The sequence below is a fragment of the Streptomyces sp. NPDC005281 genome, assembly GCF_040607495.1.
Lineage (GTDB): Bacteria > Actinomycetota > Actinomycetes > Streptomycetales > Streptomycetaceae > Streptomyces.
The window spans coordinates 22,672-40,283 of sequence record NZ_JBEXGX010000001.1; the positions used below are offsets into that span (position 1 = coordinate 22,672).

A 17,612-nucleotide genomic window follows, 5' to 3' on the forward strand; every position below is an offset into this window, starting at 1 on the left:
GAGCGCTGCTCCGGGCGGGCGGGGCGCCCTTCCGTCGGTCGTGGGGTGCCCTTGGGTCGGTCGCGGGCGCTGCTTCGACCGGGCGGGGGCCCTTCCCGCGCATGCGCGCTGGTTGGGGTGGGGTGTGGGTGTTCGGGGCTGGTGGGGTGGGGGGAGCGCCTACTCTCGTAGGACAGCCCGCGCATCTCTAGGACCTGACTCTTGTCTGGACGTTTCGCTCCCCGACCGACGCGTACGACCGTGCGCGGCGGGCATGTCGCGGTGCCCGGCGGTGTGCCGGGTGCGGTGCCCCGCCAGACGGCAGGGCCCGGACACGTCCGCACCTGGACGCCCGACGGGCCGCTCGATCTCGGGCTCGTGCTCGGGCCGCTGCGGCGCGGACCGGGCGATCCGACGTTCCGTACGACGTCCGACGGTTCCGTGTGGCGCACCAGCCGTACGCCCGCCGGGCCCGGAACACTGCGGGTCTCTCCGCACGGCGGAGCGGCCCGGGGCGAGGCCTGGGGGCCCGGCGCCGAATGGCTCCTCGACCGGCTCCCCGAGCTGCTCGGCGCCGCCGACGATCCCGGCGCCTTCGAGCCACGGCACCGGCTGGTCGCGCTCGCCCGGCACCGGCGGCCCGGTCTGAGGCTGGTGCGGACCGGGCTCGTGATGGAGTCCCTGATCCCGTCCGTCCTGGAGCAGAAGGTCACCACCGACGAGGCGGTCCGGGCGTGGCGGCTGCTCGTCCGGAAGTTCGGGGAGCCCGCGCCGGGGCCCGCTCCCGAGCGGATGTTCGTCATGCCGGCGCCCCGGACCTGGGCCCTGATCCCGTCCTGGGAGTGGCACCGGGCCGGGGTCGACGACAAGCGGGCCGGCACGATCCTGCGGGCCGTTCGGGTCGCGGCGCGGCTGGAGGAGGCCGTCGGGTTCGAGCCCGTACAGGCGCGGCGGCGGCTGGAGCTGGTGTCCGGTATCGGGCCGTGGACCTCCGCGGAGGTCGTGCAGCGCAGTCATGGTTCGGCGGATTCCGTGACCGTCGGGGATCTGCATCTGCCGGGGATCGTGGGGTACGCGCTGGCCGGGGACCGGGACGCGGACGACTCCGTCATGCTGGAGTTGCTGGAGCCCTATGCGGGGCAGCGGCATCGGGCCGCTCGGCTGATTCTGCTGGCGGGGCGGACGCCGCCTCGGCGGGTGCCGAAGATGCCTCGTACGGATATCGGGCTGCTCTAGCCTGGCGTCTCGCCTTCCCGGTGCCTCGCCCGGCCTTGTCTTACGCCCGACCCCGTCTTGCGCCCGCCACGTCCGTGTCCGCCACGTCCGTGTCCGTCGGCCGTTCCTCCGCGCGGACTGGATTTCGCCCCCTCCGCCCCTGCCCGTCCCGTACCTGGGGCTCCGCCCCAGACCCCGCTCCTCAAACGCCGGAGGGGCTGAAATCTGCCCCTCGGCCGAAAGGATCCGCCGGAGGGGCGGGGCTTGCCCCTCCGGCGGGGGGAGTTACTGGTCCGACGAGAAGCGGAGCGTTGCTGCTGGGATCCGGGCGTCGCACCAGACTCGTACTCCGTCGCGGAGTTCGTTGTCGGGGCCGACGACCGCGCCGTCGCCGATGACCGTGCCGGTCAGGACGGTGCGTTCGCCGATGCGGGCGCCGGCTCCGACGAAGGAGTCGGTGACGACGGCTCCGGGCTCGACGACCGCGCCGGCCAGGACGGTGCTGCCGGTGATCCGGGCGCCCTCGCCGATGCGGGCGCCCTCGCCGATCACCGTGCCGCCGGTGAGCTTGGCGTCGGGTGCCACCGTGGCCGTGGGCAGGACCAGGCGGTCGCCGCAGCGGCCGGGGACGGCGGGCGACGGAGCCCGGCCGAGCACCAGGTCGGCCGAGCCGCGGACGAAGGCCTGAGGGGTGCCCAGGTCCAGCCAGTAGGTGGAGTCCACCATGCCCTGGAGGTGGGCCCCGGTGGCCAGGAGCTCCGGGAAGGTCTCGCGCTCGACCGAGACCGGGCGGCCCGCGGGGATCGTGTCGATGACCGAGCGGCGGAAGACGTACGCCCCCGCGTTGATCTGGTCGGTGACGATCTCCTCTGGGCTCTGCGGCTTCTCGAGGAAGGCGGTGACGCGCCCGGTGGCGTCGGTGGGGACCAGGCCGAAGGCGCGGGGGTCCTCCACACGGGTGAGGTGGAGGGAGACGTCCGCGCCGGTCGTCTCGTGGGTCGTCACCAGCGCCGGGATGTCCAGGCCCGTGAGGATGTCGCCGTTGAAGATCAGGACCGGGTCGTCGGGGCCCGAGCGCAGCCGGGACGCCACGTTGCGGATGGCGCCGCCGGTGCCCAGCGGCTCCTCCTCGGTGACGTACTCGATGTGGAGGCCCAGCGAGGAGCCGTCGCCGAAGTAGGGCTCGAAGACCTCGGCGAGGTAGGAGGTCGCCAGCACGATGTGCTCGACGCCCGCCGCGCGCGCCCGCGCCAGCTGGTGCGTGAGAAAGGGGACCCCGGCCGCCGGAACCATCGGCTTGGGCGTGCGCACCGTGAGCGGGCGCAGCCGGGTGCCTCTGCCGCCGACCAGGAGGATCGCTTCTGTCACCTGTCGTCTCTGCTTCCTGCCGGGACCGGCCGAACTGTCTTTCGGCCGGCCAGTGTATGCAGACCGTTCGGTGGCGCCCTCGATGGCCGTGCGGTGTCCTTCGACGGGCCTCCGCCATGACTTCGGGTGATCCCTGCCGGCCCGGCCGATCCGCCGCCGGCCGGGCCGTCGCGGGTGACTGTCCGGCGTCTAGCGGCCCTGGTAGCGGGCCGCCGTCGTCCTGGCCGTGCCGAGCTTGCCGTAGAGAAGCCGTCCGGGGCACTCCGTGGCGAATCCGTCCCGATGGCCGGAGATCACATTCAGTCGTACGTTCTTTCCTTTTCGGTAGAGATTGCCACCGGCCGACTTCAGGTATGTCTTGCCACGCGGATCGGCACCGTACAGACCGAGTTTCCATGCCGTGAGGCGGGAGATGGCCTTGAGCGTGGCGTCGGTCGGCTTCGTGGTGCCGAAACTGCCGATCACGGCGATGCCCATGCTGTTCGTGTTGAAGCCGCGGGTGTGGGCGCCCATGACCGCCTTTGCGACGCCTCCGGCCCGGCCCTCGTAGATGTTCCCGCATTTGTCGACGAGGAAGTTGTAGCCGATGTCACGCCAGCCGCTGCTCACCACGTGATAGCGGTAGATACTGCGGATGACCGAAGGCGCCTGCGAGCAGCTGTACTTGTTGCCCGACGCCGTGTGGTGCACGAAGGCCGCCTTGACCGATTTCGTGTAGAGGAAGCCGCGCTCGCGCAGATTCTCGTTCGCGCCCCAGCCTCGGCGCGTGATGATGCTGGGCCGCGGGCCGATGTACGGCGCCATGCGCATCTGGGCCGTGCCGTCGGGGAAGTACGTACGCTCCGTCTCCTCCCGGGAGAGCGCGGGGATCCTGGTGGCCGCCGTGCCGCCCTCGCCCTCCGGTACGCCCGCGTGCACGCTCCTGGCGCGCAGGCCCGAGGGTGCTCCCCCGGCCCGTCCGGCCGTCCGGGCGTCCGGGGCCGGGGGATCTCCACCGGGATCGACGAGTTCGAGGCGCAGGCCGCCGGGCAGCGGCGCGGCCGCCGGGACGGCCGCGCGTCTTTCCTCGGGGTCCTTAGGAGTGCCCTCCTCCAGGCCGTCGGCCGCCGCCCTCGCCGTCCGCTCCGCCTCGACGCGGACTTCGACACCGTCGGAGTCCCCCACCCACAGGGGGGCGGTGGAACCGTGGACCCGGTGCGAGGCGCTCTCGGCGGTGTCCGGGTCGGGGGCGTGCTCGTCGTTGTGGGTCTCGACGTCCTGCCAGCGCGACCAGTCGCCGGTGCCGGTGGCACGGGTGCGGACCTGGACCCGGCCGTTCAGCTCACTGGCCGGGTCGTCCCAGATCACGCCGACCAGGGAGAAGGGCCGTACGTTCCGGCGGGCGAGGCCCTGCGTCTGTGCGCTCGGGCCGAGGGAGCGTCTGCGGGTGAGCGGGACGAGGGCCAGGGACTGGGTGCTGCCGGGGGCGGCGGCCTCCGACGTCACCGTCGACGGCCCGGCCTGGGCCGGGGTGGCGGGCAGGGCGAGCGGAAGGGCGAGAGCTGCCGCGCAGCTGACGCCGACCGAGGAAGCAAGGAATCCACGCATGCTCCTGATCCTGAACATAGTCATACATATCTGTCCATCGCGGAATTGACGGGCCGTCGGGACCCGCTCCGCCGAACCGGTGGTGCGCTCGATCCGTCCCGCGCGGCGCCCCCGCGTACGCTTGCGCGCGTGAAAGCCACCGACCGCACCCCTGCCGACCTGCTGCGATCCGCGCTCTCCGAGGACCCCGCGCGTCCTTTGGTGACCTTCTACGACGACGAGACGGGCGAACGGGTCGAATTGTCCGTGGCCACCTTCGCCAATTGGGTGGCCAAGACCGCCAACCTGCTCCAGGGCGAGATGTCCGCCGAGCCGGGCGAGCGGGTCGCGCTGCTGCTGCCCGCGCACTGGCAGACGGCGGTGTGGCTGCTCGCCTGCTCCTCGGTGGGAGTCGTCGCGGATCTGGGCGGCGACCCGTCGGCCGCGGACCACGTCGTCGCGGGCCCCGGCCGGTTCGACGCCGGGCTCGCCTGTTCCGGTGAGCGGATCGCCCTCTCGCTCGCGCCGCTCGGCCGGCGCTTCCCGACGCCGCCCGCGGGTTACGCCGACTACGCCGTCGAGGTGCCCAGCCAGGGCGACCGTTTCGCGCCGTACGCGCCGGTCGACCCGGAGGAGCGGGCGCTGATCGTCGCCGGGGCCGCGTACACGGGCGCGGAGGTGGTGGAGCAGGCTCGCGCCGACGCCCCCGGGCTGGATCTGACGGGGCCCGGTTCACGCATCCTGTCGGCGCTCTCGTACGACACCTGGGAGGGTGTGGCCGCGGGTCTGTACGCGCCGCTCGCCACCGGCGGGTCCGTGGTGCTGTGCCGCAATCTCGGCCGGCTGGACGAGGACGCGCTCGCCCGGCGGATCGAGAGTGAACGGGTGACCGCGACGGCTCGCTAGGGCCTGCCCGGCGGTTCGCGTCGTCGCCCGAAGGGCGGCCCGGCGGCGTCAGGTGGCCCTGGTGCCGCGGCGGGAAACGGTCACCTGTCGCCCCTGGGGGCGTCTCGCAGGGCGCAGGGCGCGTCCCCCGTTCGGCCCATCACCGGCCCCCCTCGCCCGCCGCGCCGGGACATGGTCGTAGGAGCAGTCCGACATGCTCGTACGCCATGAGGGGTGGTGGTCCCGACGTGAGCGACACCGCGGGCACGCCCTCCGGGGGCCCCGGGGAACCCGGGCCGGGAGCGTCGCCCACCGGCGCCGGGTCCGTACGCCGGCGACGGCGCTGGCTGCGCCGGACGGCGACCGGGGTGGCCGTGGTGGTCGTGGGCGCGGTGGCGGTCGGCTGGGCCGCGTACGTGAAGCTGAACGGGAACATCACGGCCGACAACGACGCGGCGGCCGAGCTCGCCCGCTACGAGAAGGAACGGCCCACGGCGCTGGTCCGCGACGCGCAGAACATCCTGCTGATCGGGTCCGACTCGCGCTCGGGGGCCGGGAACAAGAAGTACGGCCACGACTCGGGGACGGAGCGCTCCGACACCACGATCCTGCTGCACCTCTCGGCGAACCGGCGCAGTGCGACCGCCATGTCACTGCCCCGCGACCTGATGGTGGACGTACCGGGCTGCCGGCGCCCCGGCGGGACCCGCACCCGCCCCATGTTCGCGATGTTCAACTACGCCTTCCAGGTGGGCGGTTCGGCCTGCACGATCCGTACCGTCGAGAAGCTCACGAACATCCGCGTCGACCATCACATGGTGGTGGACTTCCACGGCTTCAAGGACATGGTCGACGCGGTGGACGGCGTCGAGGTGTGCCTGAGGAAGCCGATCAACGACAAGGCGGCGAAGCTGAGGCTGCCCGCGGGCAAGGTGGTGCTCGACGGCGAGCAGGCGCTCGGCTATGTCCGCGCCCGCAAGAGCATCGGCAACGGCAGCGACACCGACCGCATGGACCGCCAGCAGAAGTTCCTCGGCGCACTGATCAGCAAGGTGCGCAGCGACGACGTCCTGCTCAACCCGGCGAAGCTGTATCCGGTGCTGGACGCGGCCACCTCGTCGCTCACCACCGACCCGGGGCTCGCGAGCCTGCGCGGCCTGTACGACCTGGCCCGCGGAATGCGCGACATCCCCACCGAGAACATCCAGTTCCTGACCGTGCCCCGGAGGTCCTACGTCCTCGACGCCAACCGCGATCAGCTCGTGGAGCCCGCGGCGGCCCGGCTCTTCGCGCGGCTGCGCGCGGACAGGCCCGTCGTCGTCACGAAGGAACCGCCGCGGCGGCCGGCCCAAGGGCAGTCGCCGCATTCCGTAAGTCTGTACGGGAACTCCTCGCCCGACTACGAAGAGGAGTCGAACGGCGACGGAATGTCGACGGCAATAGGCGTTGCCCTCCTCTCCGGTACACCCGATCCCGCTCCGACTTTCCGCGGGAACACGGCCGCGCAGGACGCCTGCGGGTAAAGCGCGCGCCAAGGCGGGGAACAGCTGAGCTAAGAAGTCTCGGAGAATGGGGCGGATTGCCCGGTTGTAGGGACATCGAATTTGTCACGGCCGTCGCTGGACGCTGAACTGGGCGGATAGTGTGAGCGATCCGGTGCACCCGGCCACGAGGTCCGTCCTGGGGGTCGAGCACTGTTTGACCGAGACCCGAGCGCCTTTTGAGGGGGAAAAGGCGCCGCGTGGCCCCGACGGAGGATTCAGACAACCGTGGACGCGCAAGGCCGTGGGCGGGCGGACGACATCGACCCCGCAGACCAATGGGTGCTCAACCCGAACACCGGTGAATACGAACTGCGACTGCCTCCTTCCGGAGCGCAATCGGGAGTGCCGCGACCGCGGAGGGGCGCACCCTCGGCGGCGGCACGCACCCGGAGCGCGCCGGGCCGGGACCGCGCGGCACCGGGCCGGGACCGTGACGCACCAGGACGGGACCGTGAGGCGCCAGGCCCCGATGTGCCGGGGCCGCGCCGCCGGCGCGCCGAGCCGCCGGAGCCTCTTCCGGGGCGGCGGCGCGGGCGCAACAAGCCGCCCAAGAAGTCGAAGACGAAGAAGATACTGCTCTGGACCGGCGGCACCATGGCGCTGGTCCTGGTGGCCGCCTCGGGCGCCGCGTACGCCTACCTCAAGCACCTCGAGGGCAACGTCACCACGACGGACGTCGGCAGTTCGGGCAAGAGCGGCTTCAGCAAGGACGAGGCGTTCAACCTCCTCATCATCGGCACCGACAAGCGCACCGGTGCGGGCAACACGGGATACGGCGACAAGAACAGCGTCGGGCACGCCGACACGAACATCCTGCTGCACGTCTCCAAGGACCGGACGAACGCGACCGCGCTGAGCATCCCGCGCGACCTCATCGTCAACATCCCCGAGTGCAGGACGAAGCGGGCGGACGGCACCGAGGAAGTCATCAAGGGCACGGACAACGTCCGTTTCAACACGAGCCTCGGCCAGGGCGACCGGAACCCGGGCTGCACGATGGACACCGTCAAGGCGGTCACCGGCATCAGCGTCGACCACTTCATGATGGCCGACTTCAACGCCGTCAAGACGCTGACCACCGCGGTCGGCGGTGTCGACGTGTGTCTCGCCAAGAACGTCGACGACGCCAACTCGCACCTCAAGCTCTCCGCCGGAAAGCACACCATCGCGGGCGAGCAGGCCCTCGCGTTCGTCCGCACCCGGCACAGCTTCGGCAACGCGGGCGACCTCGACCGCATCAAAGTGCAGCAGCAGTTCATCGGGTCCCTGATGCGCAAGATGAGCTCCAGCGACACCCTCACCAGCCCCACCAAGCTGATCAAACTGGCCGAGGCCGCCACCAAGGCACTCACCGTGGACACCGGCATCGGCAGCGTCAGCACGCTCAAGGACATGGCCCTGGAGCTGAAGAAGGTGCCGCCGAAGAACATCACCTTCACCACGGTTCCGGTGATCGACAACCCGGCCGAGAAGGTTCACGCCACCGTCGTGGTCAACCCGACGACGGCCCAGCCGGTCTTCGACGCCATCAAGAACGACGTCTCCTTCACCGCCGTGAAGCAGAAGGCCAAGAAGGCGAAGGCCGCGGAGGCCGCCCGGCTCAAGGGCTCCCGTTCCGCCGCGTCCGACATCCGCGTCGACATCTACAACGGCGGCGCCGAGGCGGGCTCCGCACAGGAAACTCTTAACTGGCTACAGAATGATGAGGGCGTGCTCAAGTCCAGCCAACTGGGCAACGCCGACACACCGCTGAGCAAGACGACCCTGGAGTACTCACCCGACCAGGCCGACCAGGCACGCAAGCTGGCGGATCTCATGGGGCTGTCGGGTTCGGCGATGAAGCCCGGCAAGAGCGAGAAGAACTCACAGGGGCTGCCCGCGATCGTGCTGACCCTGGGCAAGGACTTCAAGGGCGCCGGAGTGCCTTTGACCGCTGCGACGAAGGCGCCGGACGTGGAGAAGTCCACGGCGGACAAAACGGTGTGCGCGAAGTGACCTAACGGGTCCGTCAAGCGTCCTAGAGGACGCGAGCAGCGTCCGGCCGGGCTCGGATTCGTCCGGCCGGACGTTCGACGGACCCGTTTGTCAGGCGCAGGGTGGGGAGAGGCTGGGAGATGGCGCAAAGCAGTGTGCGTGGGGAGGGAGCACGACCACGTGTCCCGCGAGCCGGCGAACTGGGCTGGGACGACAGTATGTACGACGAGGGCGGTGAGTCCGTTCAGACGGCGGACCGCGCCCGCCCCGACGGTGACGGCGCTCGTCCGGCCGACGGCACGGCGCCGCCCGGCCCGCGGGACCGGGGTCCGCACGGCGGGGAAGACGACGGACGGCACACGGCCAAGGGCCGCCCCCGCCGCAGACGTCGAATACTTCGCTGGTCGGCGATGGTGCTCTCGGTCCTGATACTCGGCACCGCCGGTGCCGGCTACCTCTACTACCGGCACCTGAACGGCAACCTCAAGAAGGACGACCTGAACATCGGCGACGCGAAGGACCGCGCCGCCAGGTCGAAACCGAACGCGGCGGGCCAGACCCCGCTGAACATTCTCCTGATCGGCTCGGACGCCCGGAACTCCACCGAGAACCAGAAGCTCGGCGGCGCGAAGGACACCTTCGACACACCGCCCCGCGCGGACGTCCAGATGCTGCTCCACCTGTCCGCGGACCGCACCAACATGTCGGTCGTGAGCATGCCGCGCGACACCCTGCTCCAGATACCCAACTGCACCGACCCGAAAACCGGGAAGACCTACGCCGCGAGCACGTCGCTGACGATGACGAACGACTCGCTGGGCCGCGGCGGCCCCGGCTGCACGGTCGCGACCTGGGAGAAGATGACCGACATCCACATCGACCACTTCATCATGGTCGACTTCGCGGGTGTGGTCTCGATGGCCGACGCGATCGGTGGTGTCCCCGTGTGCGTGGACGCCAACGTCTACTCGCACACCTCCACCGGTCACGGTTCCGGGCTGAAGCTGGAGGAGGGCACGACGTCCGTCAAGGGCAAGCAGGCCCTGCAATGGCTGCGCACGCGGTACGGCTTCGAGGACGGCAGCGACATCGGCCGGACCAAGGCCCAGCACCAGTACATGAACTCGATGGTGCGCCAGCTGCGCGAGAACGCCACGCTGAGCAACCCGGGCAAGCTGCGCGGCCTCGCGGAGACGGCCACCAGCGCGCTGACCGTCGACCAGGGCCTGGGCACGGTCACCAAGCTCTACGACCTGAGCAACGAGCTGAAGAAGGTCCCGACCAAGCGCATCACCATGACCACCATGCCGTGGGTGTACTCCAGCGACGGCAACCGGGTGCTGCCCAAGCCGACCGACGCCGACAAGGTCTGGCGGCTGCTGCGCGAGGACATCGCGCTGGACGGCAAGGACAAGAAAAAGACCGCGGAGAAGACCTCGTCCGACCCGGCCGCAGCGGACGACAGGATCGCGGTGCAGGTGCAGAACGGCACCCGTACCGGCGTGCTGGCCCCGGTGCCCGGACGCGCGAGCGCGGTGAGCGCCCTGCTCGTCGGCAAGGGGTTCACGCAGTCGAAGGCCGACCCGTCGACGGCGACCACCGAGGCGACCACGGTGATCCGCTATCCGAGCGCCGATCTGGAGGGTGACGCCCTGCGGGTCGCCAAGGCCCTCGGGATGTCGACCCACGCGGTGGAGAAGTCCGCGGACGTCTCCGGGATCACGCTGATCGTCGGCGCCGACTGGCGCGACGGCACGACCTACAAGGCACCCGAGGACGACGACTCGACGCCCGCGTCCGCCAAGCTCGACAAGGGCTCGGACACCGGCGCCTGCATGCACGTCGACCCGGACTACACCTGGTCGTAGAACCGGCCGGCGGCAAACGGCGAGTCGGGCCCCTCTCGCATGCGAGAGGGGCCCGACTCGTCTACGGACAGGATCAGTTGGCGCCGCTGAGCACCGCGGGACGCCGGGACGCGATGACCTTCCTGGCCAGCGCCTTCGGGCTGGTGAGGAAGCCCCAGCCCCACGACATGTGCATCGTCGCGAGGGCGACGGGGATCTGGATCCTGGCCTTCGCCGGCAGCCCCTTGCCCGCGGGCAGCGAGCCGAGCCCTATCGCCGCGAGATAGCCGGCCGGGACGACGAAGCCCCAGGGGGTCAGCGCCACCCCGACGACCACACCGGCGGCGATCGCGCAGACGGCGGCCGGCGGGGCGAGGTAGCGCAGGTTGATGGAGCCCTCGTGGTAGCGGGCGACGACGTGCCGCCAGCGCCCGTAGTCCTTGTACTGCTTGGCCAGCGCCTTGACGGACGGGCGCGGCCGGTAGGAGACCTTCAGCTCGGGCGAGAACCAGATCAGTCCGCCGGCCTCACGGATGCGGAAGTTCAGCTCCCAGTCCTGGGCGCGGATGAACTCCTCGTTGTAGCCGCCCTGCTGCTCCAGCGCCTCGCGCCGGAACACCCCGAGAAACACGGTCTCGGCCGGGCCCGCCTCGCCGCCCGTGTGGAAGGCCGCGTTGCCCACGCCGATCTTCGACGTCATGGCGGCGGCGACGGCGTGCTCCCAGTCGTTCTCGCCCTCGGCGTGCATGATGCCGCCGACGTTCTGCGCGCCGGTCTCCTCCAGGAGCCGTACGGCGGTGGCGATGTAGTTCGGGGAGAGCATGCCGTGCCCGTCGACGCGCACGACGACGGGGTGCCGGGACGCCTTGATCGCGGCGTTCAGCGCCGCGGGCGTGCGGCCGGTCGGGTTCGGCACCGTATGGACCCTCGGGTCCTCACGGACGAGTTCGGCCGCGATCTCGTCGGTCCGGTCCGTGGAGGGACCGATGGCGATCACGACCTCCATCTCGCCGTCGTACTCCTGCGCCAGGATCGCTTGGACGGCCCCGCGCAGATGCCGCTCCTCGTTGAGGACGGGCATGATCACAGAAACGGCGGAGGACCGCACGTCAGACTTCTCGCTCATCGGAGCTCACGTTACCGCGAACGGGGGACACGGTCGCGCGCCGCCCGGCGTAAGGACCGGGCCGCAGATCGTATGGGCCTACCGTGCTCACGGATCCCCACGCCCAGCGGAACGCGGCTCGTCCGGCCCCGCGGAACGCTTCCCTCCCCCGTCCAGCCTCGCGGAGGTGTTCCCTTGCCCACGCCGCCCCGCTCCCCCGTCCGCCCTCAGCGCCCTCCGCAGCCGTCCCCCGCGCGAAGGCCCGTCCGGCGCTCCGACGGACGTCCCGTACGTCCCGTACGGCGCAGGAGGCCGCGCTGGGCCATGCGGGCGCTGACCACGGTCTCCGTGGTGGTCCTCGCCTCGGCGGGCATCGGGCACGCGGTGCTGAGCGGCCTGGACGCCGACATCGCCCGGGTCGACCCGTTCAAGGACATGAAGAACCGGCCCGAAGCCGGTCACGGCATGAATCTGCTGCTGGTCGGCACCGACGGCCGGGAGAAGATCACCGAGGCGGAGCGGCGGAAGTACCGGCTCGGCGGGGCACCCTGTCACTGCACCGACACCGTCATGATCGTGCACATCTCGGAGGACCAGGACCGCGCCACCATCGTCAGCCTGCCCCGCGACTCCTACGCCGAGGCACCCGCGCACACCGACGAGGTCACCGGACAGCGGCACGGCCCCCACCCCCTCAAACTGAACGCTGCGTACGCGGAGGGCGGCCCGACCCTGACCGTGCGGACCGTCGAGAACATGACCCATGTGAAGATCGACCACTATCTGGAGGTCGACTTCACCAGCTTCATGAAGACGGTCGACGTGCTCGGCGGAGTCCGTATCTGCACCGCTCAGCCCCTGAAGGACCGCTACACCGGCCTTGACCTGACGGCCGGCTCGCATCTGCTCGGCGGCGGGCAGGCCCTTCAGTACGTACGGGCCCGGCACACCGACGGCTCCTCCGACCTCGGCCGGATGAAGCGCCAGCAGCGCTTCCTGGCGGCGCTCGTCTCCCGGGCCACGTCGTCCGGGGTGCTGCTGAACCCGATGAAATTCCGGGACGTGACCCGGGCGGTGCTCGGCTCGGTACGGGCCGACAAGGGGTTCGGCACGGACGAGCTGCTGGACCTGGGCCGGGCGATGCGGAACTTCTCCCCGTCCTCGTCCGAGTTCACGACCGTGCCGATCGGACAGATGGCCTATGCCGTCAAGGGCGTCGGCTCGACCCTGAAATGGGACGAGCCGAAGGCGCGGAAGCTCTTCGAGGCGGTGCGCGACGACCATCCGCTCGCGACGCGCCGGGCCCCGCGGCCCCAGGCCGTGAAGGTCGCGGTGGCCCCGCAGCAGATCCGGGTCCAGATCGAGAACGGGACCGCCTCGACGGGGCTCGGCAAGAAGGTCGACGGCGCGCTCGCGGCCGCCGGGTTCCGGACGACGGGCCGGCCCACGTCGGCCCCGGACTCCACGGTCCGGCGCACCGTCGTCACGTACGACCCCCGCTGGGACCGTTCGGCGAAGTCCCTCGCGGCCGCGCTGCCCGGTGCCGAGCTGCGGGCGGTCCCCGGGCAGGGCCCGCTGCTGAAGGTGATCGCCGGCGCCGACTTCAGGCAGGTGACCCGGGTACGGGCCGAGGATCCCGCCGCGCAGGGCGGGTCCGGGGTGGTGACGGGAGACCAGGTGGTGTGCCCCTGACTCCGGCGGCCGGCCGCAGAGGCCCTTCGGCGCTCAGTCGTCGAGGCCTTCCGCCGCGCGCCTCTCGCGGAGTTCCATGATCGCTCGGCGGCGGGCGAGGCGGTGGGTGCGGCGGATCTGCGCCTCCTGGAAGCGACGCTCGTCACGCTCGGTCTCGGTGATCACCGGCGGCACCTTGCGGGGCTTGCCGTCGCCGTCGACGGCGGCGAAGACGAGATAGGCCGAACCGACCTGCTGCGCCGCGGTGGACTCGTTCCAGCGCTCGGCCAGGACCCGCACGCCCACCTCCATCGAGGTTCGTCCGGTCCAGTTGACCTGGGCCTTCACATGGACGAGGTCGCCCACGCGGACGGGTTCGAGGAAGGCCATCTCGTCCATCGAGGCGGTGACGGCGGGCCCGCCGGAGTGCCGCCCCGCCACCGCGCCCGCCGCGTCGTCGACGAGCTTCATGATCACGCCACCGTGCACCGACCCCAGAAGGTTCGTGTCGTTGTGGGTCATGATGTGGCTGAGGGTGGTCCTGGACGCTGAGGTCGGCTTGCCCGGGATGTCGCTTTCCGGGTTGAGGGCCTGGTCTGTCATGTCCTCCACCTTATGCCGGGCGTGCGGCGGTCTCTTTGCATCAGCTCTGCTACAGGCGTGACCCAGATCTCCCTGCTCTCTTGTAAGACACCTGGCAGGGAGCTGCACACTGGTCCGCATGAACGATTGGCCCGAGGGATGGTCCGACGACAACCGCAACGGCGGCGGCAACCGCTACGGACGCGGCAGCGCAGGCGCACAGCCTGAGAGCGCCCGCGTCATGCGCCAGGTCCGCCGTGGACCGGCCGCACCCGCTCCGGGCCAGGGCGCGCCGCCGTACGGCGCCGGGGTGCCCCGGCAGCCCTCGTACGTCGACGGTCAGGGCTACGACGAGGGCCAGGGCTACGACAACGGGTACGACTCCGGCTACAGCTCCGGGCAGGTGTACGGCAGCCCCGACGGGCCCGGCGGTCCGCAGGGCCCCAGCGACGGCGGCGCGTACCCGCGGCGCCCCGCGCCGAACTGGCGGCGCCGGATCAAGTGGACCGCGATCACGCTGGTCACCGCGCTGGTCGTGGTCTCCGTCGGCACGTACTTCTGGGCGGACTCCAAGCTCCACCGTGACGTGGATCTCTCCAAGGTCATAGACAGGCCGGAGACCGGCCAGGGCACCAACTATCTGATCGTCGGCTCCGACAGCCGCGCCGGCCTGACCGCCGCGGACAAGAAGAAGCTGCACACCGGCTCCGCCGAGGGCAAGCGCACGGACTCGATGATGATCCTGCACACCGGCAGCAACGGCTCCACGCTGCTGTCGCTGCCGCGTGACTCGAACGTCACGATCCCGAAGTTCCAGGGCTCCGAGTCCGGCAAGATCAAGGGCCCGCTCGGCCAGAACAAGCTGAACGCCGCCTACGCCTTCGACGGCCCGACGCTCCTGGTCAGGACCATCGAGTACAACACCGGCCTGCACATCGACCACTACGTGGAGATCGGCTTCGCCGGGTTCGCGGGCATCGTCGACGCGGTCGGCGGTGTCGACATGACCCTCGACCAGGGCTTCAAGGACAAGTACTCCGGCGCCGACTTCAAGGCGGGCAAGCAGACGCTGAACGGCGAGCAGGCCCTCGCCTTCGTCCGCACCCGGCACGCCTTCGCCGCCTCGGACCTTCAGCGGACGAAGAACCAGCAGAAGTTCCTGTCCGCCCTGGCCCACCAGGTCGCGACCCCCTCGACGGTCCTGAACCCCTTCAAGCTCTACCCGACGATGGGCGCCGGCCTCGACTCCCTGGTCGTCGACAAGGACATGAGCCTGTGGGACCTGGGCGACATGTTCTGGGCCATGAAGGGCGTCACCAGCGGCGACGGCAAGTCCATGAACATGCCGATCTCCGGTTCCGTCGGCGGCAACCTCGTCTGGGACAAGACGAAGATGAAGACGCTGGTGAACGAGCTCAAGAACGACGAGAAGGTCACGGTGTCGGGCAACTGACCCGTCCCCGCCCGCTGTCCGGCGGGCCGGGCCTCACCCGAGGCCGGCGGCCCGCCGCCCCACTGACCCACCGCCACCGTGACTCACGGTGGCGGTGGGTCAGTTGCGTAGGGTGATGCGGCCCCGGGTACGGGGGCCGTCGAACTTCGAGCGGTCGACGACGGGCCTCGGGGCCGGTTCCGCGGCCATGAGGCGGATGGTGTCCCGGCCCGCCAGAGCGGCGCACCACTGGGCCAGGTGCGGGCGGGTGCCACGGGGGCCCGACGCCTCCTCCCAGAGGCCCCGGACGGCGTCGGCCCGCCGGTCGTCGAGCACACCGGACAGCGGCCGCAGCGGCTTGCCGGGTGTCACGTACGCGTCCTGGCTCACGACACGGCCCACCAACAGGGCCGCCTTGTAACGGTCGCTGTCCACCGTGGCGGTGCCGGCGGCAGCCAGGGGGTCGTGCCAGTCGGGGGTGTCCGCCTGTTCCAGGACCGGGGGCCGCCCGGCCATGCGTACGCCGTCGCAGTCCAGGAGATACGGGGCCGGTGCGGGCCGGACGGTCCACAGCACGTTCGCGTGGGACACGTCACCGACGACCAGTCCGAGGGTGTGCAGCCATCGGAAGAGCCCGAGGACGGCGACGACCAGCGCGAACCGCTCGGCGGTCGACGGCTGCGCGACGCCCTGCCAGGCCGGCCTCGGCGGCCGGAGCAGATAGGACAGGTCGGTCAGCCGGGCCTCGCCGCGCAAGGTCTGCCAGGTCATGGCGTCCGGCGCCCGGCGCATCAGGAAGCCGGTCGCCCTGCCGCCGTCCATGACCCGGCACAGTGGCCACGCCGTCTCCCGGTCAAGGCGCTCGCGGTCGGCCGCGGTGAGCCCCTGCCGCAGGGCCACGAGCGCCGCCAGTTCCGTGCCGTCGGCCTTCCCCGGCTCGCGATAGCTCTTGTACAGCAGCCGGCCGGGGCCGACGAGGTCGTGCACCTCCCCCTGGCCGCCGTCGCCGACGCGGGCGCCGAGGGTGAGCGAGCCGAGCGCCACGTCGGCGCCGTCGTCGGCGCTCACGGCCCGGCCTCCCACAGGACGACGGCGGTGCGGTCGTCGTCGTACGACTTCACCCGGTACTGCACCTGCCACAGGAAGTCGGCCGGGGCCGGGGCGGACTCCCGCCCCCATCCGGACGCCAGGAAGTCCCGCATTCCCGCGTCCCCGGCGAGCGGCGTGGACAGACCGTCCGTGCACAGCACGAGGACGTCGCCCGGCAGGGCCGGGGCGAGGAGCAGGGCGCGGGCGCGGTGGCCGTGCGGCAGCGCGGCGGTACGGGTGTCGATCATTCCGTCGCCTTCGTGCTCGGGGTCCGTGAGGGAGAGGTTCCACTCCCCGGCGCGCAGCAGCGCGGTGCCGCCGTCGCCGACGGCCAGGAAGCCGCGGACGCGCACGCGGGGGTCGAGCGGGACGAGCAGGGCGCGCAGGGTGGTGGCGTACGCGGCGGGGTCGTCGCCGTGTTCGCGGGCGCGGTGCGCGAGCAGGGTCGCCACCCGGCCCACGGCGGTGTCCGCCAGTGCCGCGAACCCCGGCCGGTCGCCCGCGCGCAGGGCTTCCGAGAGTTCCGCGGACACGCCGTCCAGCTCCATCGCGGCGAGCCGGCAGGCCTCCTGGGAGCCGATGTGCGAGCGGGCCGCCGATCCCACTCCGTCCGCCACGGCGAGCAGCAGCAGCCCGTCCGGGCCGGGTGCCCCGAGGCGCACCACGGCCAGGGAGTCCTGGCGCGGCTCGCCCTGGTAGCGGTGCGAGTCGCCGCGTACCGACGCCGCCCGCACCGTCAGGGCTCCGTAGCCGGCGCCGTCCACCACCATGTCGGGCGTCAGCGCCGCGGTCGGGTCCTCCCGGACCGAGGGGAGCTCCCGGGGTTCCGCGGCGTACAGCGGCGGCTTGGGGCCGGAGTGGCGCGGCGCCCCGAGCACCGGGACGGCGCCGATCCGCGCGACCGGCTCCTCGGACGCGAGGCCGGTCCGGGAGAACGTCGGCCCGGACGAGGGGGACGCCGGGGACGAGGGTGAAGGCTGTGGGACCCGCCCGTAGGACAGGGGTGGGTGCGGTGCGGCGGACGGGCCGGCCGCGGCGACGGGGGTGTCGGGTTCGGGCTGGTCGTTGAAGAACTGGTCGACGCTCTGCCAGGTCGCGTCCAGCGGGTCGGGCTCCCGCGCGTCCGGCCAGCTCAACTCGGTTCGCCACACGTCGTGTCGGCGGTCTTCGGGGTGCCCCGGGTCCGGCTGTCTCGTGTCCGGCCGGCTCCCGTCCGGCTCCCGCGCTTCGGGCTTGCGCAGGTCGGTCCCGCGGAGGTCGGTCCTGTGCAGGTCGTCGGGCTGGTACGGGCCGTCGGGCTGGTACGGGTCCGTCCGGGACGGTCCGGCGGCGTTCATGTCGTTCCCCATCGGTGC

The 17,612-nt window shown here is 71.5% G+C and carries 13 protein-coding genes; 7 read left to right on the plus strand and 6 right to left on the minus strand.

Features of this window, described 5'->3' with window-relative positions; translation table 11 throughout:
• Positions 1-201 precede the first annotated feature (201 nt).
• On the plus strand, positions 202-1,215 hold the full coding sequence (locus ABZV42_RS00095; RefSeq protein ID WP_356050529.1) for a DNA-3-methyladenine glycosylase 2 family protein: 1,014 nt from the start codon (positions 202-204) through the stop codon (positions 1,213-1,215).
• A 264-nt stretch (positions 1,216-1,479) separates the two neighbouring features.
• Here the strand turns inward: ABZV42_RS00095 and ABZV42_RS00100 are convergent, their stop codons facing one another.
• A complete protein-coding gene (locus tag ABZV42_RS00100; protein ID WP_356050530.1) occupies positions 1,480-2,562 on the minus strand; it encodes an NDP-sugar synthase in 1,083 nt (360 codons plus the stop codon).
• 189 nt (positions 2,563-2,751) lie between these two features.
• Complete coding sequence (locus ABZV42_RS00105; protein ID WP_355989768.1) at positions 2,752-4,149, minus strand: peptidoglycan recognition protein; 1,398 nt, start codon at positions 4,147-4,149, stop codon at positions 2,752-2,754.
• Between the two features lie 129 nt (positions 4,150-4,278).
• On the opposite strand from ABZV42_RS00105, the gene ABZV42_RS00110 reads away from it, so the two are divergent.
• The 4 genes from ABZV42_RS00110 (at position 4,279) to ABZV42_RS00125 (ending at position 10,399) form a co-directional block, all read left to right on the plus strand.
• Entirely contained in the window at positions 4,279-5,034 is a 756-nt protein-coding gene (locus tag ABZV42_RS00110; RefSeq protein WP_355989770.1) for a TIGR03089 family protein, read from the plus strand.
• Between the two features lie 206 nt (positions 5,035-5,240).
• Complete coding sequence (locus tag ABZV42_RS00115; RefSeq protein WP_355989772.1) at positions 5,241-6,536, plus strand: LCP family protein; 1,296 nt, start codon at positions 5,241-5,243, stop codon at positions 6,534-6,536.
• A gap of 246 nt (positions 6,537-6,782) precedes the next feature.
• Entirely contained in the window at positions 6,783-8,552 is a 1,770-nt protein-coding gene (locus ABZV42_RS00120; protein ID WP_355989774.1) for an LCP family protein, read from the plus strand.
• 119 nt (positions 8,553-8,671) lie between these two features.
• Positions 8,672-10,399 carry an LCP family protein gene (locus ABZV42_RS00125; RefSeq protein WP_355989776.1) on the plus strand — a complete coding sequence of 576 codons (1,728 nt, stop codon included), beginning with the start codon at positions 8,672-8,674 and terminating at the stop codon, positions 10,397-10,399.
• A gap of 73 nt (positions 10,400-10,472) precedes the next feature.
• On the opposite strand, the gene ABZV42_RS00130 is transcribed toward ABZV42_RS00125, so the two are convergent.
• On the minus strand, positions 10,473-11,504 hold the full coding sequence (locus tag ABZV42_RS00130) for a glycosyltransferase family 2 protein (RefSeq protein ID WP_355989854.1): 1,032 nt from the start codon (positions 11,502-11,504) through the stop codon (positions 10,473-10,475).
• A 303-nt stretch (positions 11,505-11,807) separates the two neighbouring features.
• On the opposite strand from ABZV42_RS00130, the gene ABZV42_RS00135 reads away from it, so the two are divergent.
• On the plus strand, positions 11,808-13,175 hold the full coding sequence (locus tag ABZV42_RS00135; RefSeq protein ID WP_356050531.1) for an LCP family protein: 1,368 nt from the start codon (positions 11,808-11,810) through the stop codon (positions 13,173-13,175).
• A 33-nt stretch (positions 13,176-13,208) separates the two neighbouring features.
• On the opposite strand, the gene ABZV42_RS00140 is transcribed toward ABZV42_RS00135, so the two are convergent.
• On the minus strand, positions 13,209-13,757 hold the full coding sequence (locus ABZV42_RS00140) for an acyl-CoA thioesterase (protein WP_355989859.1): 549 nt from the start codon (positions 13,755-13,757) through the stop codon (positions 13,209-13,211).
• A gap of 118 nt (positions 13,758-13,875) precedes the next feature.
• Here ABZV42_RS00140 and ABZV42_RS00145 point away from each other — a divergent pair, with 118 nt between their 5' ends.
• Positions 13,876-15,189 (plus strand): LCP family protein, encoded by a 1,314-nt coding sequence (locus ABZV42_RS00145; protein WP_355989862.1) that lies wholly within the window; start codon positions 13,876-13,878, stop codon positions 15,187-15,189.
• A 99-nt stretch (positions 15,190-15,288) separates the two neighbouring features.
• Here the strand turns inward: ABZV42_RS00145 and ABZV42_RS00150 are convergent, their stop codons facing one another.
• The gene (locus ABZV42_RS00150) at positions 15,289-16,236 is read right to left on the minus strand and encodes a hypothetical protein (RefSeq protein WP_356050532.1); all 948 of its coding nucleotides are present in this window, start codon (positions 16,234-16,236) and stop codon (positions 15,289-15,291) included.
• Complete coding sequence (locus tag ABZV42_RS00155) at positions 16,233-17,606, minus strand: PP2C family serine/threonine-protein phosphatase (RefSeq protein WP_356050533.1); 1,374 nt, start codon at positions 17,604-17,606, stop codon at positions 16,233-16,235. Before ABZV42_RS00155 ends, ABZV42_RS00150 begins: the two co-directional genes overlap by 4 nt.
• Positions 17,607-17,612 lie beyond the last annotated feature (6 nt).